The 18,303-nt window shown below is 57.6% G+C and carries 9 protein-coding genes; 2 read left to right on the forward strand and 7 right to left on the reverse strand.

What is annotated here, in order from left to right; all coding sequences use genetic code 11:
- The first annotated feature begins 356 nt into the window (after window positions 1-356).
- Both AACY07_RS01175 and AACY07_RS01180 read left to right on the forward strand, forming a co-directional pair.
- Entirely contained in the window at window positions 357-5,639 is a 5,283-nt protein-coding gene (locus AACY07_RS01175; RefSeq protein WP_445261342.1) for a SpvB/TcaC N-terminal domain-containing protein, read from the forward strand.
- Between the two features lie 47 nt (window positions 5,640-5,686).
- On the forward strand, window positions 5,687-8,449 hold the full coding sequence (locus tag AACY07_RS01180) for an RHS repeat domain-containing protein (protein WP_339473150.1): 2,763 nt from the start codon (window positions 5,687-5,689) through the stop codon (window positions 8,447-8,449).
- A gap of 96 nt (window positions 8,450-8,545) precedes the next feature.
- On the opposite strand, the gene AACY07_RS01185 is transcribed toward AACY07_RS01180, so the two are convergent.
- The 7 genes from AACY07_RS01185 to AACY07_RS01215 form a co-directional block, all read right to left on the reverse strand.
- Window positions 8,546-11,386 carry an RHS repeat-associated core domain-containing protein gene (locus tag AACY07_RS01185; RefSeq protein ID WP_339473151.1) on the reverse strand — a complete coding sequence of 947 codons (2,841 nt, stop codon included), beginning with the start codon at window positions 11,384-11,386 and terminating at the stop codon, window positions 8,546-8,548.
- A 153-nt stretch (window positions 11,387-11,539) separates the two neighbouring features.
- The gene (locus AACY07_RS01190; protein ID WP_339473152.1) at window positions 11,540-12,403 is read right to left on the reverse strand and encodes a D-hexose-6-phosphate mutarotase; all 864 of its coding nucleotides are present in this window, start codon (window positions 12,401-12,403) and stop codon (window positions 11,540-11,542) included.
- Between the two features lie 97 nt (window positions 12,404-12,500).
- Entirely contained in the window at window positions 12,501-13,838 is a 1,338-nt protein-coding gene (locus AACY07_RS01195; protein WP_339473153.1) for a carbohydrate porin, read from the reverse strand.
- 83 nt (window positions 13,839-13,921) lie between these two features.
- Complete coding sequence (locus AACY07_RS01200; protein WP_133077273.1) at window positions 13,922-15,082, reverse strand: ABC transporter ATP-binding protein; 1,161 nt, start codon at window positions 15,080-15,082, stop codon at window positions 13,922-13,924.
- A 3-nt stretch (window positions 15,083-15,085) separates the two neighbouring features.
- Window positions 15,086-15,931 carry a carbohydrate ABC transporter permease gene (locus AACY07_RS01205; protein ID WP_326398999.1) on the reverse strand — a complete coding sequence of 282 codons (846 nt, stop codon included), beginning with the start codon at window positions 15,929-15,931 and terminating at the stop codon, window positions 15,086-15,088.
- 1 nt (window position 15,932) lies between these two features.
- Window positions 15,933-16,841 carry a carbohydrate ABC transporter permease gene (locus AACY07_RS01210; protein WP_019822330.1) on the reverse strand — a complete coding sequence of 303 codons (909 nt, stop codon included), beginning with the start codon at window positions 16,839-16,841 and terminating at the stop codon, window positions 15,933-15,935.
- A gap of 103 nt (window positions 16,842-16,944) precedes the next feature.
- Window positions 16,945-18,234, reverse strand: a complete 1,290-nt coding sequence (locus AACY07_RS01215; RefSeq protein WP_133077272.1) for an ABC transporter substrate-binding protein — start codon at window positions 18,232-18,234, stop codon at window positions 16,945-16,947.
- Window positions 18,235-18,303 lie beyond the last annotated feature (69 nt).

Here is an 18,303-nt window from a genome sequence, read left to right on the forward strand (position 1 = left end):
AGATGGCGATAAACGGGTTTGCGAGCGCTGCGCACTCGGACGCAGCCTCGTTCCTTCGGCAGCTGCTACGGACATGATGTAATGCCCGACAAGCGGCAGCGCCCTGCTCTTCCCCCCTTCTTCTTTCCCGCTCCTGTTTTCTAAGGCAATCACGCCTTTAACGCCTTAAAGGCTGTAGTCCTAAAGGCGTTTAACTGTCAGATATGACAGGTTACAGCTGTCGAAAACAGTCATAACGTGAACACCTCGGGGTCATTTTTTGAAACGGGGTTCAGACGTTGCTGCGCCTGCTCCTCCTGCCCCTACACCTTCAGATCGATCTATCTGAAAAGTCCCCGTGGCAGGAGCTCATGATCATGGCCCAAGAACCGCTCAGTATTGCTGCACCCTCACTGCCTAAAGGCGGCGGCGCCATTCAAAGCATTGGCAAGGGCTGGGGAGCCGTAGGCTTTACCGGTGCCGCTTCATTGGCAATCCCGCTGCCCATTACTTCAGGTCGCGGTTATGCCCCCGCACTGAACCTGAGCTACAGCAGTGGCGGTGGGCGCACCGAGTTTGGTCAGGGCTGGTCCATCAACCGCCCCTCGATCAGCCGGCAAACCAGTCTGCAAACACCTCAGTTCGAGCCCGATTCCAATGGCCATTTGGCCGAGCCGGTTTACCTCTCCTCCAGTGGCGATGTGTTATTGGCGCAACGGGATGCCAGCGGCCAGATCATCACCCGAGACACTTCACTGTTTCGCGACCGGCAGCTGCCTGAAAACTATCAAGTGACCGCTTACCGTCCACGGGTAGAAGGCGACTTCAGCACGTTCGAACACTATGTCGGCACAACCGACTCGTTCTGGTTGATCCAGCTCGCGGACGGCAGCGTCCATGTGTACGGCCACAGTCACAACGCCCGCCTGCAACACCTGCGGGGCGCCTCGACCTGGGTGGCCGAGTGGCTGATTGAAGAGTCGGTCGCCGCCAATGGCGAGCACGTGCTGTACGAATACATCTCTGAGAACGATGTATCGCTCAACCCACTGACCGATCCAGTAGCCGATACCTGGCTAGGCCGCGACAGCAGCACCCATCGTTACCTGCAACGGGTGCGATACGGCAACCTGACAGGGGATCGGGTGCCCTTCTTGCTGCAAAAGCCGGTGGTGCCCACCTGGCTGTTTGATCTGGTCTTCGACTATGGCGAAAGTGATGCCCGACTGACGGTCAAGCCCCTGTATCCCCAAACCCCGGGTACGCAGTGGCCGCTGCGGGCCGATCCGGTCAGCAATTACCGCTACGGGTTCGAGGAGCGCACGCTGCGACTGTGCCACCAGGTGCTGATGTTCCATTGGTGCGCCGATGGCCCGGACAATAGCGGCCCCATCCTGCTCCAGGGCCAGCCCACGCTGGTACAGCGCCTGCAACTGGAATACCGCCAGGAACCGGCCGTGTCCTTGCTGACCGCGGCCCACGTCATTGGCTATGTCGGGCAAGAAGCGCAATTCAACCCGCCGCAAGAGTTCGACTACACCCCCTTCACGTTCACCCCGGAGTCCGCAACGTTCTCACCGTTTTTTACCGAGCAGACGCCCCCCCAGAGCCCTGGCATCGATGCCGATAACTACCAGTTGGTGGATCTGTTTGGCGACGGATTGGCCGGGATCCTCTATCGCCTGCAAAACGCCTGGTACTACCGTCGCCCCATCCGTCATCCGATGCCCGGCCCGAATAAAAACGCGGTGAGTTACGCGGCCCAGGAGCTGCTCAAACAGATTCCGGTCGCCAACAACAACTCGCCAACGCTGCAGGTGCTCACGGACATCAATGGTGACGGCAAGCTCGACTGGCTGGTGGCCCAACCGTCCTTGGCGGGGTTTTTCACCCTGGATACCGACCAGCAATGGCGCCACTTCACGCCCTACGCGGCCTTCCCCACCGAGTTTTTCCACCCACAGGCACAGCTGGCCAGCCTGATGGGTAACGGCCTGTCGGACCTGGCAATGATCGGAACCCGCAGCGTGCGCTTGTATGTGAATTTGAAAGACAAGGGCTTCGACAACCCCGTCGACGTCAGCCGCTCAAGCACTGAGACGCCTTTGCCCGCGGTCAGTGACCAACGCTGCGAACTGATGGCGTTCAGTGACATGCTGGGCTCCGGGCAGCAGCATTTGATCCATATCACCGCCCAGTCCGTGCGCTGCTTCCCGAACCTGGGGCGCGGCCGGTTTGGCGAACCGGTCAACTTTGGCAAGCTGGACTTTACGGGCGAGTTCAACCCTGCCCATATCCGCCTCGCCGACCTGGATGGTTCCGGCGCGGTCGATATCCTGTACCTGCAAAGTGATTCGGTGCAGGTTTTCATGAACCTCAGCGGGCACGGGTTCGCCGCCCCTGTCACGATCCCTTTGCCTGAAGGGCTGAAGTACGAGTCCTTGACCCGAGTCAGCGTGGCCGACCTGCAAGGGCTGGGCTGCTCCAGCCTGGTAGTGACCAGCAGTACCCACAACACCCAGCTGCGACCCGAGCATTGGCGCTGTGACTTTGTCGCTGGCAACAAACCGTATTTGCTGTGTGCCTCGGACAACAACATGGGCGCCGGGGGCGAGGTGGTGTATCGCTCATCGGCGCAGGAATGGCTGGACGAGAAAGCCCTGCTGCCAGATCCGTCCCAGGCCGTATCCGAATTGCCCTTCGCGATGCATCTGGTCAGCGAGCAGCGCCAGTTCGACCAGATTACCGGCAATCATTTGTCCCAGTTCTTTAGCTATCGGCACGGCTATTACGATAGCGTGGAACGGGAATTTCGCGGGTTTGGACTGCTGCTGCAAACCGACACCGAGGCTGACACCAGCGATACCGAGGGCTACAGCTCACCTGTACAAAGCAAGACCTGGTTCCACACCGGCAAAACCCTGCATATGGACGTGCCTGATGCCTGGGCCGGTGATATCCAACTGGCGCCGCTGGGCAACACCCTGTGTACCCAACACATTGATGGCACCGAGCAAACGCACACTGACTGGGATGCCCCGACACTGCGCGACGCGGCCCGCACCTTGAGCGGCTCGGTGTTGCGCGCCGAAACCCTGGGCGTCGATGGCAACGCCGTGCCTTACAGCGTCACGCAAAGCCGGTTTGGCGTTCGCCTGCTGCAAGCGCGCTCCGACGTTGCGCCTTACAGCGTCATGCTGGGGTTTGTCATCGAGCAACGCAGCCTGCAATACGAGCGCCTGGCCGATGACCCGCTTTGCCAGCACCAAATCACCCTGGCCATTGATGACTATGGCAGTGTCAGCCACGGCGTCAGCGTTGCTTACGCCCGCCGTGCCAGCGCACAACCGCCCTATCCCGACGATGAAGAGCACGCCCATTTGCGGCGCTGGTGGATGGATGCCAGGGATGACGCCCAACTGTGCTTCTACCTGAGCGAGATGCGTGAACGGGTCTTGCATATCCACCAGACCGATTACCTGCGATTGGGCCTGCCCTACCGCAGCCAGGCGAGCGCCTATGTTGTGCCCGCTGACGATCCGTCGGTCGACGTCATCGGTTACGAAGCCTTTCTTGGCCCGCAATCGCCATTGGGCAAAGACCCGGTCAACGGCCAGCGCATGCTGGCGGGCCAGAGCCGCGTGCAATACCAGGGCTGCACGGACGGCACGGTGAACTTCGATGCGCTGCCTGAATACAGCGAACAGGGCCAGCTGGATGCCGCTGCCCTGCAAGCCTACGTCGTGAAAGATGATCAGGGCGCAGACAAAAACCTGCTGGGCAGCACCCCTGGCGAGGTGAAAGCCCGACTCGAATCAGCGGGCTATGTCGATGTCGGACTGTGGCGGCCAACCAGCAATACCGTTGACACGTCCACCAGCCTTTGGGCAGCGCGCACGGGATACACAACCTTTGCCGGGGTCGAGCATTTCAACACGGTGCTTGAGCAAAAAGCGGTCGCATGGGTCAAGCCATCGAAGGTCAGCTATGACAGCCTCTGGCTATTGCCTGTCACATTCACGGCACCTGACGACGGCGTGACCGATGCAGTCCATGACTACAGCACGTTGCAGGTCAAATGGATTCGCGACCCCAACCAGAATGTCAGCCAGGCCCGCTACGACGGGATGGGCCGTGTGGTGCTGACTACCTTCTGGGGCACCGAATGGGACGAAGGCACCCAAGCCGTTAAAAATGTCGGCTTTGGCAACATGACCAGTCATTCCTGGGTGCCGGCAAGTGCCGCCCAAGCCATTGCCGACAGCTCGGTCATGGGCGATCTGGCAACCGCACTCTTCTACGAAAGCAGCAGCTGGATGGGCCAAGCCCCGCCGGCCCTGCTACCCAATGGCGTGGAACTGGGGGTGCTGATGCCCACCGGACATTTGCGCGCCAGCGCGCGCAAACGTCTGGCCAAGGGTGAGTACCCTGTAAGCCAGATTCCGGCCCTGACCTGTTCAACCTTGCTGGCCCTGCCTCGCGAACCGGCACACAGCGCCGTTCTGCAAGCTGACCGCTATCCGGGGGATCCCGATAAACAGGTGAGGATGTCGCTGAGCGCCTCGGATGGTTTTGGCCGTGCCTTGCAAAGCAAACAGAAAGTCGAACCGGGCCTGGCCTACGCCGTCGACGACAAGGGCAACCTGATAACCCTGGGCGGTGAACCGGTTCAAGTGCAGGCCACCGAGCGCTGGTGCGTCAGTGAGCGCGTGGAATACAACAACAAAGGGTTGGCCGTTCGCATCTACCGGCCTTATTTCGCGAACCAATACCGTTACATCAACGATGAGTCGTTCCGCCAGTTCGGCTACAGCGACCAGCAGTTCTATGACCCCCTGGGGCGCCCCACCAAAACCATTACCGCCAGTGGCTATTGGCGCCGCCAGACGTATATGAACTGGTACACCATCGCCGAGGATGAGAACGACCTGTATCAAGAGGCACTGGAACACCCGAGAGTCGCCAGCGTATTGCAGGCGCGCGGCAACCGGCTTGATCCGATGCAAGCCCTTGAAGGCGCAACGGTGCGGGTTGAATACCCGGGCATGCTGGCCACAGACAGCATTACGGTGAGCTGGAGTGGTGTCGCCGGTGCAGGCTCACCTTCGCTGGCAGCAAAACAAGGCAGTGCGACAGGTCGAGTGCTGTTTGATATTCCAAAAACAGCAGTGGCTGCAAACATCGGCAAAACGGTGGAAGTGACCTATACCGTGACACGCACAAGCGAGGTGCTCAATTCGGGGGGCCTTGATCTGAACATTGCGACGTTCCCCGAGACGCAACTGGCCAGCCTGATGTCGGTGGAAAAAGAGAGCAACGGCACACTGGATGTAACCAGTGCACCCAATGGCGTGAATATTGATATCCGGGCCTGGCCATTTATGGCGCTCGGCCAGAAGGTCTGGCTGCGCCTGGAAGGTCAAAAGGCGGATGGATCGGCACACAACATCACCTACTGGGTACAGGCACCGGTCAATCAAACCGAGATGAACCAACAGTTTTTGCGCAAAGTCCCCCCCGCCAGCTACCTGATGCAACTGGCTGACGGCAGCACGTTCACGGTGATTTTCAAAGTCGCATTCTCGGGTAGCGTTGAAACACAGGCGTTAGCGTTCCCCTTGAAAAAACTGGTCATTCTTAACAGTACCAATGCCTCGTAATGGACGACGAGTCTCGATAGCCAACGCAACAGTCAGGCATGGCAACGATGACTTATCTATTGCACCAAAAAACGCCATTACTGATCTCGATAGATCCGCGGGCAGCCCTGCTGCGCAGCGTGGCTTACCATCGCCGGGACATCAGTCAGACACCAGCGGCCCACACCACGCGGCAACGGTATAACGCGCTGGGTCATCTCACCGAACAATGGGATGCGCGACTGTCGGAGGCCAATCAGCGAACCCGCTTCAGCCTGACTGGGCAGGAGCTGCGCAGTGATTCGGTGGATACAGGCTGGCGTGTCAGTTTCTACAACGCGGCCGCACAGGCCGTGAACAGTTGGGACGGGCGTGAAAGCTTCATGCGCCTGGACTACGATGAGCAACTGCGTCCTGTTGCACTGTTTGAAAAAGGGGCTGACGACAATGTAGAGCAGTGCGTCGAACGTTTTATCTATGCCGAAAATAACGCTGAAGATGCTCAGCGCAACCGGTGTGGCCGCATGCTGCGTCACGACGATCCAGCCGGCAGTTTGTGGCATGAAGCGTTCGCCGTAACCGGCCAGCCACTGATTGAGACCCGGCGATTTTGCGTCTCACTGAGCGCTCCCCACTGGCCGGATGCCCCGCTCCAGACCGCCAGTTACAGCACCCGCTGGCAGTACGACGCACTGGGCGCGGTGAAGGTGCAAACCGATGCTGCAGGCCACATCGAGACGTTTAACCTCGACATTGCCAGTCACCCTCGTGCCTCGCAACTGGATGGCATGCCCCTGCTCAAAAGCTGCGAATACAACGCTTTCGATCAGGTGGAAACCGAACAAGCAGGCAACAATGTGCAGACCATCGCCCGCTATTCAGCGCTCGATGGCCGATTGATAAGCCTCAAGGCCAGCACTTCGACAGGTCATTTGCTGCAAGACCTGCACTACCAGTACGACCCGGTGGGCAATATCGAGCGCATCGAAGACCTGGCCCAGCCCGTACAGTGGTTTGCCCAACAACAGGTTGAGGCAATCAGCACCTACCGTTACGACACCCTCTACCAACTGATCGAAGCCACGGGCCGGGAAAACGCCAGCCAACGTATCGGACCTGAACTGCCGGGACTGGAGATTTTCGGCGCCAGGGACGACAGCCACTGGCGCAATTACACCCAGACTTACACCTATGACAGCGGAGCCAACCTGACTTCACTCAAACATGATGCTGGCGCCGGGAACACTTATCTGCGCCAGATGGTGGTAGCAGAGCACAGCAACCGCAGCCTGCTCAAGGGCGAAGTACCCCCGGAGTTTGCCAGTGGTTTCGATGCCAACGGCAATCAACAGGCACTGGCACCGGGGCAGCTCATGCACTGGAATACTCGCAATCAACTGCATCAGGTCACGCAAGTGGTACGCGAGGAACCTGATGGCCGGGACGACGATGTCGAGACCTATATCTATGACGGCACGGGCCAGCGCGTGCGCAAGGTACGCCGGGCCAAGACCGGTGGCGGTGAACAGGTCATTGAGGTGCTGTATTTGCCAGGTCTGGAAATTCGCACACCCACCACGGGCGAACAGTTACGTGTCGTGACGACCCAGGCCGGTCGCAACCCTGTCCGGGTGCTGCATTGGCAGGCTGAGCCCGATCAGTGGCGCTACAGCCTGGGGGATCACCTGGGCAGCAGCACCCTGGAACTGGATCACGCGGGAGAACTGATCAGCCAGGAAAGTTACTACCCCTACGGCGGCACATCCTGGTGGGCCGCTCGTAGCGCCGTGCAGGCCAGGTACAAAACCCTGCGTTATTCCGGCAAAGAGCGCGATGCCACAGGGCTGTATTACTACGGCGCACGGTATTACGCACCGTGGTTGCAACGCTGGATCAGCCCGGATCCAGCGGGAACAGTGGATGGATTGAATCTCTATCGGATGCTACGCAATAACCCGCTGCGCTTCGTGGATGAAGACGGTAATCAGCCTAAAGAGGTCGCCGATGCTTACAGCCACATGGTCAATCAAGGAGAGGCCTGGGAGGATTTAAGGAGCCGGGGAGAACCCTTCTCTGCGGTCAAAACGTTATCCGGCGAAAACCTTATGAACCTCAGGCAAAACCTTGAATTGTCACCCGCAGAAAGCCAATTCGTGCAGGGATTCCAGGATGAACTGTTTGACATCGTGCACTTTTCAAACAAGGACTTCCGTGACAGCGAAGGCTCGCTCACGCTGCTCTCGAGCAAACAATTGACAAAAAATAAAATCAGCTTCAACAGAAACAATACCGATCTTCTCGATCTGGACAGTTTCGCAACCAATGACTTTGTGTTCTTTTCACTTGAGGCCGGAGTCACGGGTCGTAAAGAAAAAAGCCGATTTGGTGAGCACCGGTTCAGAGCGCCAATGGGATCGTTGAAGGAACGCCACCCGTACACGCATGTGGAGTTGATGGATCTTGCACAAGTGGATCAACGGCCTGGAACGGATAAACCCGGCTGGGTAGCACGTGAAGATAAAGACACTTTTTTCAGATCCGCCGAATCAAACACCATCCTGTCATCCGTTTTTGTAGGAAAGGACATGATTGAAGGGCTGGCATTAAGAATCGTGGGCGAGTTACAACAGTTCGGCAGCGATACAAAAGACAACGCCTTTACGCTTCAAGCCTCCGGGCAAGTCAGCGAGGTCATGAACAGCCTGTTTCGACCACAAATAGTGGTTCCTCACAGCCTTACACTTTCAAAAACACATTTGTCTTATAAAGGACCCGCGCCAAAAGCAGCCAGTACAAGTTCAGTGCCTGTCGTGACTCACTACTATGTCTGAAGCTACCCGCATGAGCCAAGGCTGATCCTGGTCGAGCAAGGTAACGGTGAACCATGAGGTTCACCGCTGTTGCTATACCTGTTCACAGTGCCGCGGTCAGCCAAAGTACTTGCGTAATTCAACCGTCGTCTTGACCTGATCTCGACCCCGTTGATACTGAAGCTCAACCTCCGTAGCGGATTGTTTTACATACTTGACGCGTCCGACCTGACCTCGGGTTATGCCCAGTGCTTTCAAGGCATTATCAAATTGAGCACCCGAGTCTGAATGGCGATAAACCTTCATCGTCTTCATGTCATTGTCACCTTGGGCATCAAAGCCCACTGCATAAGCATCCTCATCCGTCAGTTTCTCCAGAAAGCCGACAGCGGGATTGAAGTTGTCTATAAACCCGCTGTAGCAGATATACAAAGATACCGTTTTGACCGATGACTTGCTCTCCAGCTTGCCAATGGCATCCTTATCCAAAAGCTCACTGGTACTTCCCAGAACGACTAAACTTTGGTGACCTCGTTTCGGGCTGATGGAGCCATGATAATCAAGAATAACCTTGTCAATGTCTGCCAGTTGTCCCGTACCAATTGCATTCCAGGTGTCCGTCAACTCCTTCACCGAGTTCACATAAGCCCCGGTGACCTGATGACCTTTATGCGTCAGGTAACTCATCTTTTTACTGGCAAACTCAGCCGTTGCTTTCTCGCTCATGTCAATTGAGAACGGATTGGCTTTGGCGCTGATATACAGGATATTTTTTTTCGGCTTATCTTTGGTGAGTTCAAGTTTCTCGGCCAGGGAATCTATCAACGCAAAAGGCACTTTAAAGACTTCAGGTGTGAACACGTTGCTCAACACTTTAGGTGCGGCGCCAGCCCCCTTGTTTTCATCTTCCAATCCCAACCCCAATACATCTTTAAAGGTCACGGGGTTGTTCCGGACCATCAGGTACAGGTTCAGGCCATCCACTGTACCGGCCGGGTCAGCACTCAACCATCGGCCAACCCAGCTTTGATAGTAGCGATGACCGTAGTAATACAACCCCGTTGCGTCATGTTCCCTCCCTGAAAAACGGATGGTTTTACAATCAGCCTCCGTTTGACTGCGAGCAGCCCAGACCGCCGTTCCTGCGAACGGATAAAATTCTTCCAGGGTGATAATTTCGCCGTTTGCATCCAGCTCCAGCCCGCAACTGCCGATCAGGTCGTTATAGCTGTAGCGCATCTGATCATTACTGGCTGCAAGCCCGGCTTCCCAGTGCAGTACTCGAACCTGTGCCCTGCCCACCTCGCCTAACGTGATCGTGTGCAGCTCCTCTTGCAAGGTATCGCCTGCATAGGTGGTACGCCGGTCCAGCCCTGGCAGATAGGTTACCCGCTGTGTTTGGGTAGTGTTGCCACTGAGTTGGGTGCTAATTTTTTCGATACGCATGCCGTCACTGGCATAACGATACTGTTCACTGTCCGATACAGCGCCCTCACGCACCACCGGATTGACCCGCTGCAACTCCCCTCGGGCACTCCAGTTCAGATGCTGCCCAGGGGACAGCTGCAACTGATGCCCGCCACTGTCGAACAATGCGTCTACTGCATCGGGGGCTGATGTCAGCGAAGCCAGCACTGCGCGGTTACTGCGCGAAGAGACCGTTATTTCGCTGGTGTAGTTATTGCCCGTAGCCGGGGCGCTGTGGCGGATGCGCTGGAGGTTATCGCCGCGGTCATAGGTGTAGGTGCGTGTGTAGTTGGTGTAAGCACTGTCATCGACGGGAAGCGGGATAAGCGGGGAAGGAAGCGTGCTGCTTTGCTGGTTGATACTGGCCATCTGACGTCCACTGGCCTGTACCAGTTGGTACAGGCTGTCGTAGAGGTAGGTGTTTTGCGGTACGACTTTTTGATTGCGCCAGAACTGAGTGGCTTGGGCATCATTGTGTACCAGCACCACATTGCCCACCGGGTCGTAGTCATAACGCAGATCTTGCAGAAGGCGGGCACCGCTTGAGTGCCCGGCAGGACGTTCGGTCTTGATACCAACCAACCGCTCGCTCGCGGCGTCATAGCTGTAGGTGGTCACTGCGCCATTGCCGTGTTCTTCGCGCAGTTTTTTGCCTTGGGCCGAGTACGTCAGCGACACCACGACCACCTGCTCTGCCTGCCCCTTGAGCGTCAGCCAACTGCCCTTGGGTTGCCCGGCAATGTTGTATGCCAAACGCTGAACGTTACCGCAGGCGTCAATCTGAGCAAGGGTTGCACCCGTTGCGTCAGGGATATTGCGAGTGGTGAACAGGGTGTTGGTCCGCAGGTTTTTCCAGGCAGATTCGTCTGTGCCCAGCCAGTTGGCGTCCTGCGGTTCCTGAAATAACTGACGGCTGACCGATGTCGATATCCCTGTCAGGGCAATGCTGTTGGTTTGATCAAGCCCGGCAGTATCGTAATGACGCACACATTGCCCAACCAGGTTGTGATCCCGATAGGCCTGGGTGTGATCGGCCCAGAAAAAACGCTCCGTCACTCGAGCCGCCTGGCCCTTGGCCTGTTCAGTAATTTCAATCAGACGGCCTGACAGCTCATGGCTCTCATACCCAAAAGTACGCAGCAGGCCCGTCGCCGAGACATCAAATACCGGACGACCTCCAGCATCACCAAATGCATGGGTGGTGCCAGCATCCACACTGTCAGTGCGCAGTACTTCACCAGTCAGTGAAAAGCTGTAGGAAAAATTGGGGTTAACCGTTGGATCGACCTGCCGCAAGGCGAACAACCGCGGGTCAGTGCTCTGCACCAGCGCTCCCGGAGCGCTATAAGCATGACGGGTGATACGTTCATCGGTCTGGGTTGGCGTATCGGGGTGGCAATGGTAGCGGACGTTGCGGATCACCAACCCACGACTGTCATGGACCACGAGTTGGGGTGTGTTTCGGTTAAAGGCGCCAGTGGTGCTGAACATGGTCTGTCTCCTATGTTTGACATAGAAAGTTAATAGCCAGCGATGTAAATCTTTAAGCATATAACCCTTTCAGCTTAGCCCCCTGCCGGTGCGCGCGCGCCGACAGGGAGTACCACTGGGCTTAAAGTTAAATCTGGCTAACCACACGCCACCTCAAACTCCCACTAACCTCGCCCGCGCCTGCAAACTCAAATGCGCCTGCTCCCCCGGCGCCAGGGTTTGGTTGTGGATGCCACCGCTGGTGGACTCCACGCACACAAAACCCATCACCTCATTCCAGCTCACGCCCAGCAAGGGTCGTTTGCCCGGATGCCAGACCACCGTATTGGCCTGATGCCCGGTATCGATGCTCAGCGCCCTTTGCCAGGCGTGATCATTGAGCTGCATTTCTCCGTCATGCTGGAACACGCGCTGACAACCGCCCGCCACCCGCAATTCACCCTGCTGCTGACAAACCTCACGATTCAACTGATCGTAGCCGTGCACCCCGTCCAGACCAGACAGCGCTACCTTGGCAACATCTCCGATGCGCCAGTAAGCACGTAAGGCCTGGCTGACCTGGCAAGGCTCATCGTCCTGATGCTCGGTGCTCAAGCGCAGTTCCATTTCTTCGCCCAGTCGCGCATGTAAATCGACCTGCCAATCGCACAACTGCAAGCGCCAGTGCAGGGTCACCCCTTCTTCGTCGCTGCTGCTATCGAGCAGTTTCCAGTCGATCAACCGCGCCCAGCCATGGGATGGCCATGCGTTTTCACTGGGGTGGCGGCCATACCAGGGCCAGAAAATCGGTACTCCACCGCGAATCGCACCCACCTGCGGCCACTTGGCAGCGCACCACAACCAGGGCTTTTGCCCGGTTGGCTTAAAATGCAGCAGCTGCGCGCCCTGACGGCTGAACACCGCCTGGCAATGGGGGTGATCGATCACCAGCACGTCGCGCTGCTGAAAACGCTCCCATTGGAAGACCGGCTGCTCGCGCCTGGATTTGAAAAAACGGTGAAGCGGATGCTCATGCATGTGCCGCAGTCCTGAAAATCATGCGCCGAGGTGTGCAGCCCCGAAAAAAAGCGGATAGCCAAGGCTATCCGCTGGAAAAACAAGGAGCTTAGCGCATTTAGAACGTCGACTGAATCTTCAGACCGGCCACCAGTGCGTTGTCAACCTTGTCCACACCACCCGGGTGAGTGATGTACTGCAGGTTTGGACGCACGGTCAGCCAGTTGGTCACGTGAAAACCGTAGTTGAGTTCGTAGTTGTACTCGGTGGAGCGCAGTGGCGAGTACAGCGGATCGTTGTAATCGGTGGCACCAATGGAGGCGTTGATCTGCTCGGCGCTTTTCTTCACGTCATCATTGACGTGGATGCGGGCGGCGCCAATGCCGATGTCATCCTTGGGACGGGCATCGAAAGGCCCCTTGTACACAAACATCAGCGACTGGTAGTTGTCGACGATGTTGGTGGCCTTGTCGTGAAAAGTGGCGTTGGCCGCGATATTCAGACCGCGTGACGAGTCACCGTTGTGGCTGGTGAGTTGCTGCTGCACCACAAACCAGTAACCGTGCTTGCTGTCGCGTACACGATAGTCCTGACCGGTGCTGGTGATGTCGACGCGCACGTCATCGGCAGGCGCCGTGCTCTTGTAGTAACCAACACGGTATTCGCCCGGCAGGTCGTTGACCTTCGGCGACCAGACCAGCTCGACCGGCAACACCGTGCCCTTGGTGCCGCTGCCGCTGAGTTTGAAGCCGTTGCCGTGTTCCAGTTGCGACGGGTTCTGGTTGTACGCGCCGATCTGGGCATACAGCTCAGGGGTGATGTTGTATTTCACCCGCAGTGCCGCCTGGCTGACCGGCCAGTTGTACCAGACGTTGGTGGCCCAGTTACCCACCTGGGAGCCACAGAACGCCAGGTTCTGGAATTCGCACGGGAAGGTGTTGAAGTCTTCGCCTTCACCGAAGTAACCGGCCTTGACGTCCAGTTTGCCGTCGAGGAACTGGTGCTGAATCCACAATTGGGTCAAACGCACCATATGGCCACGGCCATAGACTTCTTGCGAGGAGCTCAGGGTACCGGCACGGGGGTCGCCGATACGGTCATTGGAGATGTTCTGGCCATTACGGTTGGTGAGCTGGATCTTGGCCTGGGTATTGTCCCAGCCCCACAGCTTCTGCAGGTCCAGCGCGACGCCCAGACCGAACTGGTCACTGTAGCGCGCCGTCTTGTCATCGTTGTAACCGCCATGCAGGTTGGCGCCGACTTCACCGACGTAATCGGCCTTGATGTCGATGCCCTGCTCGATCAGTTTGGTTCGCTCACCGCCCCAGTCGCCGGTCATCCATTTCGAATCGGCGCTGAACGCTTCGTCAGCGTAGACACTGCTTGCACCCAGGCTTAGCGCGACAATCGCCGATAGCTGGCAGGCCAGACGGGTACGGGTCATTCTGTTAGTCATCCCTTTAATCCTCGTTGTTTTCTTATTGGCTTTCTATAACGCGGCACCACTCAAGGAGGCCCGGTAACAGGCTCCCTGTTGACTTAACGACCCTTGAATTGCGCCACGTTATCAGCCCGGCCAAGCGTCTGAGGCGAACCCATCGCCCCCAGACGCTCGCCCGTATTCGCATCAAACAGTAGCACTTTGGCTGGATCGAACTGCAAATTGAGGCTTTGACCCACCTGAGGCGCATCATCAGGGGCCATTCGGCAGCAGACCTTGCTCCCGTTCAGGTTTACAAAAACCAGGGTGTCCGGGCCGGTAGGCTCGATGACCTGGGCTTCGGCGCGAATGACGGGCAAGCCATTGGGCTCTGCGGGCGCCAGTACAATCTGCTCGGCGCGTATGCCCACAATCACATCACGGTCCTCAAGCCCCGCGTCCTGCATGCTCAACGGCAGTTCGCAGCGTGCCTGGCCGCTGTCGAGCAAGGCCAGCAAGCGGCCCTCGCGACGTTGCAGGCGCAGGGGAATGAAGTTCATCGGTGGCGAGCCAATAAAGCTCGCCACAAACAGGTTGGCCGGGTCGTTATAGATCTGCTTGGGCGTACCGAACTGCTGAATGATCCCGTCCTTCATCACGGCCACTTTGTCGCCCAGGGTCATGGCTTCAATCTGGTCATGGGTGACGTAGACGGTGGTGGTTTTCAGGCGCTGGTGCATCAGTTTCATTTCGGTGCGCATCTCGACCCGCAGCTTGGCATCGAGGTTGGACAGCGGTTCGTCAAACAGGTAGATCTTGGGCCGCCGCGCCAGCGCCCGGCCCATGGCCACGCGCTGTTGCTGACCACCCGACAGTTGGCCGGGCTTGCGGGTCAGCAGGTGTTCGATTTGCAGCAGCTTGGAAACCCGCGCCACCTCTTCATCGATCGCCGCCGCGCTCATCTTGCGGATCTTGAGACCGAAGGCAATGTTGTCCCGCACATTCATGGTCGGGTACAGCGCGTAGGACTGGAACACCATGGCGATATCACGGTCTTTGGGGCTCATGCCACTGATGTCGGCATCGTCCACCAGGATCGCCCCGCCGCTGATGGTTTCAAGACCGGCGATGCAGTTCATCAGGGTCGACTTACCGCAGCCCGAAGGCCCCACCAGAATCAGGAACTCGCCGTCATCGATTTTCAGTTCGATGTTTTTCAGCGTGTCGGGCAAACCCTTGCCGTAGGATTTATTCACGTTGCGTAATTCGAGAGTCGCCATGCCTTACCCCTTGACCGCGCCGGACGTCAGCCCGCGCAGAAAATACTTGCCCGCAAAGATGTAAACCAGCAGCGTCGGCAGCCCCGCGATCATGGCCGCAGCCATATCAACGTTGTATTCCTTGGCGCCGGTGCTGGTATTGACCAGGTTGTTCAACGCCACCGTAATCGGCTGCGCATCACCACTGGCAAACACCACACCAAACAGAAAGTCGTTCCAGATTTGAGTGAACTGCCAGATCAGGCAGACCATCACGATCGGCACCGACATCGGCAGCAGGATTCGCCCGAAAATCGTGAAGAAACCCGCGCCATCCAGCCGTGCTGCCTTGACCAGTGCGTCCGGGATGCTCACGTAGTAGTTGCGGAAAAACAGCGTGGTGAAGGCCAGGCCATACACCACGTGCACCAGCACCAGGCCGGTGGTGGTATTGGCCAGCCCGAGCTTGCCGATGGTGAACGAGGCCGGGAGCAACACGGTTTGAAACGGCAGGAAGCAGCCAAATAGCAGCAAGCCAAAAAACAGCTGTGAGCCGCGAAAACGCCACATCGACAACACATAGCCGTTCATGGCCCCGATAAAGGTCGAGATCAATACCGCAGGCACGGTGATCTTGACCGAGTTCCAGAAATACCCGCCCACCGTGTCCCAGGCCTTGATCCAGCCAATGCCGTCAATCACTTGCGGCCAGCTCAACAGGTTGCCGGTGCGGATGTCTTCCGGGCTTTTGAAGCTGGTGAGCAGCATCACCACCAAGGGGATCAAATAGACTGCCGCAGCAAGAATCAGGGTGGCGTAAATGGCCAGGCGGCTGAAGGTGAATCGGGACGCGCCGATGCCGCTTGTCATGTTAGTCATGGCGTTTGTTCCTCAGCTCGGAATACAGATACGGCACGAGGATGGCCAGAATCGCTCCCAGCATCATGATCGCGCTGGCAGAACCAATGCCCATTTGCCCACGGCTGAAGGTGAAGGAGTACATGAACATGGCTGGCAAGTCGGAGGAATATCCCGGACCACCGGCGGTCATTGCCGACACCAGATCGAAGCTCTTGATGGCAATGTGCGCAAGGATCATGAAGGCGCTGAAAAACACCGGGCGCAGGCTCGGCAACACAATGCGCAGGTAGATGGTCGGCAAGCTCGCACCGTCGACCTGGGCCGCACGAATGATCGACTGATCGACCCCGCGCAATCCGGCCAGGAACATCGCCATCACAAATCCCGAAGCCTGCCACACCGCAGCGATCACCAGGCAGTACACCACCCGGTCCTGATCCAGCAGCCAGTCAAAACGAAAACCCTCCCAGCCCCAGTCACGGAGCATTTTGTCCAGGCCCAGGCCCGGGTTGAGCAGCCACTTCCAGGCCGTACCGGTGACAATCATCGACAGTGCCATCGGGTACAGGTAGATCGTGCGGATGAAGCCTTCCTTGCGAATCCGCTGGTCGAGCAGGATGGCCAGAAACACGCCGATCACCAGGCTGATGACGATGAACATCCCGCCAAAAACCGCCAGGTTTTTGCTGGCGACCCACCAGCGGTCGTTGTCCATCAGTCGTGCGTATTGCTGCAAGCCAACCCATTTGTAGCTGGGCATAAAGCTGGAATTGGTGAACGAGAGCAGGAACGTCCAAAAAATGTAGCCATAAAAGCCAACCAATACGATCAGCATGCTCGGTGCCAGGACCAGCTTGGGCAACCAGCGTTGCAGCGCATCAAACGGCGAGGCCTTGCTGAACACAGCCACGGAACTCATCGAAATACTCCCGAGAGGGTATGCCGGCATCTGCACACGCAGATGCCGCACAACCAGGGATAAGGGGGAGCCACGCGCAGGCGTGGCAGGTCAGATCAACGAATTACTGTGCGGACTTGATGGCCGAGTAGAGCTTTTTCCCGGCAGTGGCCGGATCAGCACTCTTGTCGCTCATAAAGTTGCTGACGGTGTCGAAAATCGCGCCTTGCACCGCCAGTGAAGTGGCCATGTTGTGCGCCATGCTCGGCAGCTGGCTGTTGGCCTTGCCCGCTTGGGCGAAGTCTTTGGCTGAGGCCTGACCACAGCTGTCGAACTTGCTCATGTCCAGGTCACTGCGTACCGGGATCGAGCCTTTGTTCTGGTTGAACACGTACTGGAATTCAGGCTCAAGCGCGACTTTGGCCACGTCGTTTTGCGCGGCGATATTGCCTGGCGTGTTGTTCTTGGCCGACAGTTTGAACATCGCCAGCGAGTCGATGTTGTAGGTAAAGCTGCCCTGGGTGCCCGGGAATGGCACGCACTCAAAATCAGTGCCGGCCTTTTTACCCGCAGCAGCCCACTCGCTTTTCGCCCAGTCACCCATGATCTGCATACCGGCCTTGCCGTTGATCACCTTGGCGGCTTCCAGGTTCCAGTCCTGACCGGTGCCATCCGGGTCCATGTAGCCCTGCAGTTTTTTCAGGTGGGTGAAAACTTCAGCCATCTGGGGGCCGGTCAGGGTTTTCTCGTCTAGATCGACGAAAGCTTTCTTGTAGCCATCTGGCCCCATGACGCTGAGCACCAGGTCTTCAAAGACCGTGCTGTCCTGCCACGGCTGACCACCGTGGGCCAGAGGGATAAAGCCCGCGGCCTTGAGTTTGTCGCCTGCCGCGTAGAGTTCATCAAGGGTGGTTGGCGCTTTGTCGATGCCTGCCTTCTTGAAGACTTCGGGGTTGATCCACAACCAGTTCACCCGGTGAATGTTCACCGGTACAGCCACGTAATGGCCGTCGTATTTCATGGTGTCGGAGACAGTTTTCGACAGCAGGGTGTCCCAGTGATTGGCCTTGGAAACCTCATCGAGGTTGGTCAACAAACCGAGCGCGCCCCACTCTTGCAAGTCAGGGCCTTTGATTTGTGCTGCTGAAGGCGGGTTGCCGGAGACGGCCCGGGTTTTCAGTACGGTCATGGCGGCGGCACCGCCACCGCCTGCCACGGCACTGTCCTGCCAGGTGTAACCGTCTTTTTCGATCAGCTTTTTAAGCACATCAACCGCTTTGGCCTCACCACCGGAGGTCCACCAATGCACCACTTCAACCGTGCCTTTGGAGTCGGCAGGGGCAGCGGCATAAGCACCCAGGGGGAATAATGTAGCCAGAGAAATGACAACGGCGAGGCGATTGAATGAATTCATGTCTGGACCTTTCTTGTTGTTATAGCTGTGCAAGTCTTTTTGCTTGCGCTGCCAAAGAGTGTATCCATC

Origin of the sequence: Pseudomonas sp. RL_5y_Pfl2_69, assembly GCF_963970465.1 — a bacterium.
Classification (GTDB): Bacteria; Pseudomonadota; Gammaproteobacteria; order Pseudomonadales; family Pseudomonadaceae; genus Aquipseudomonas.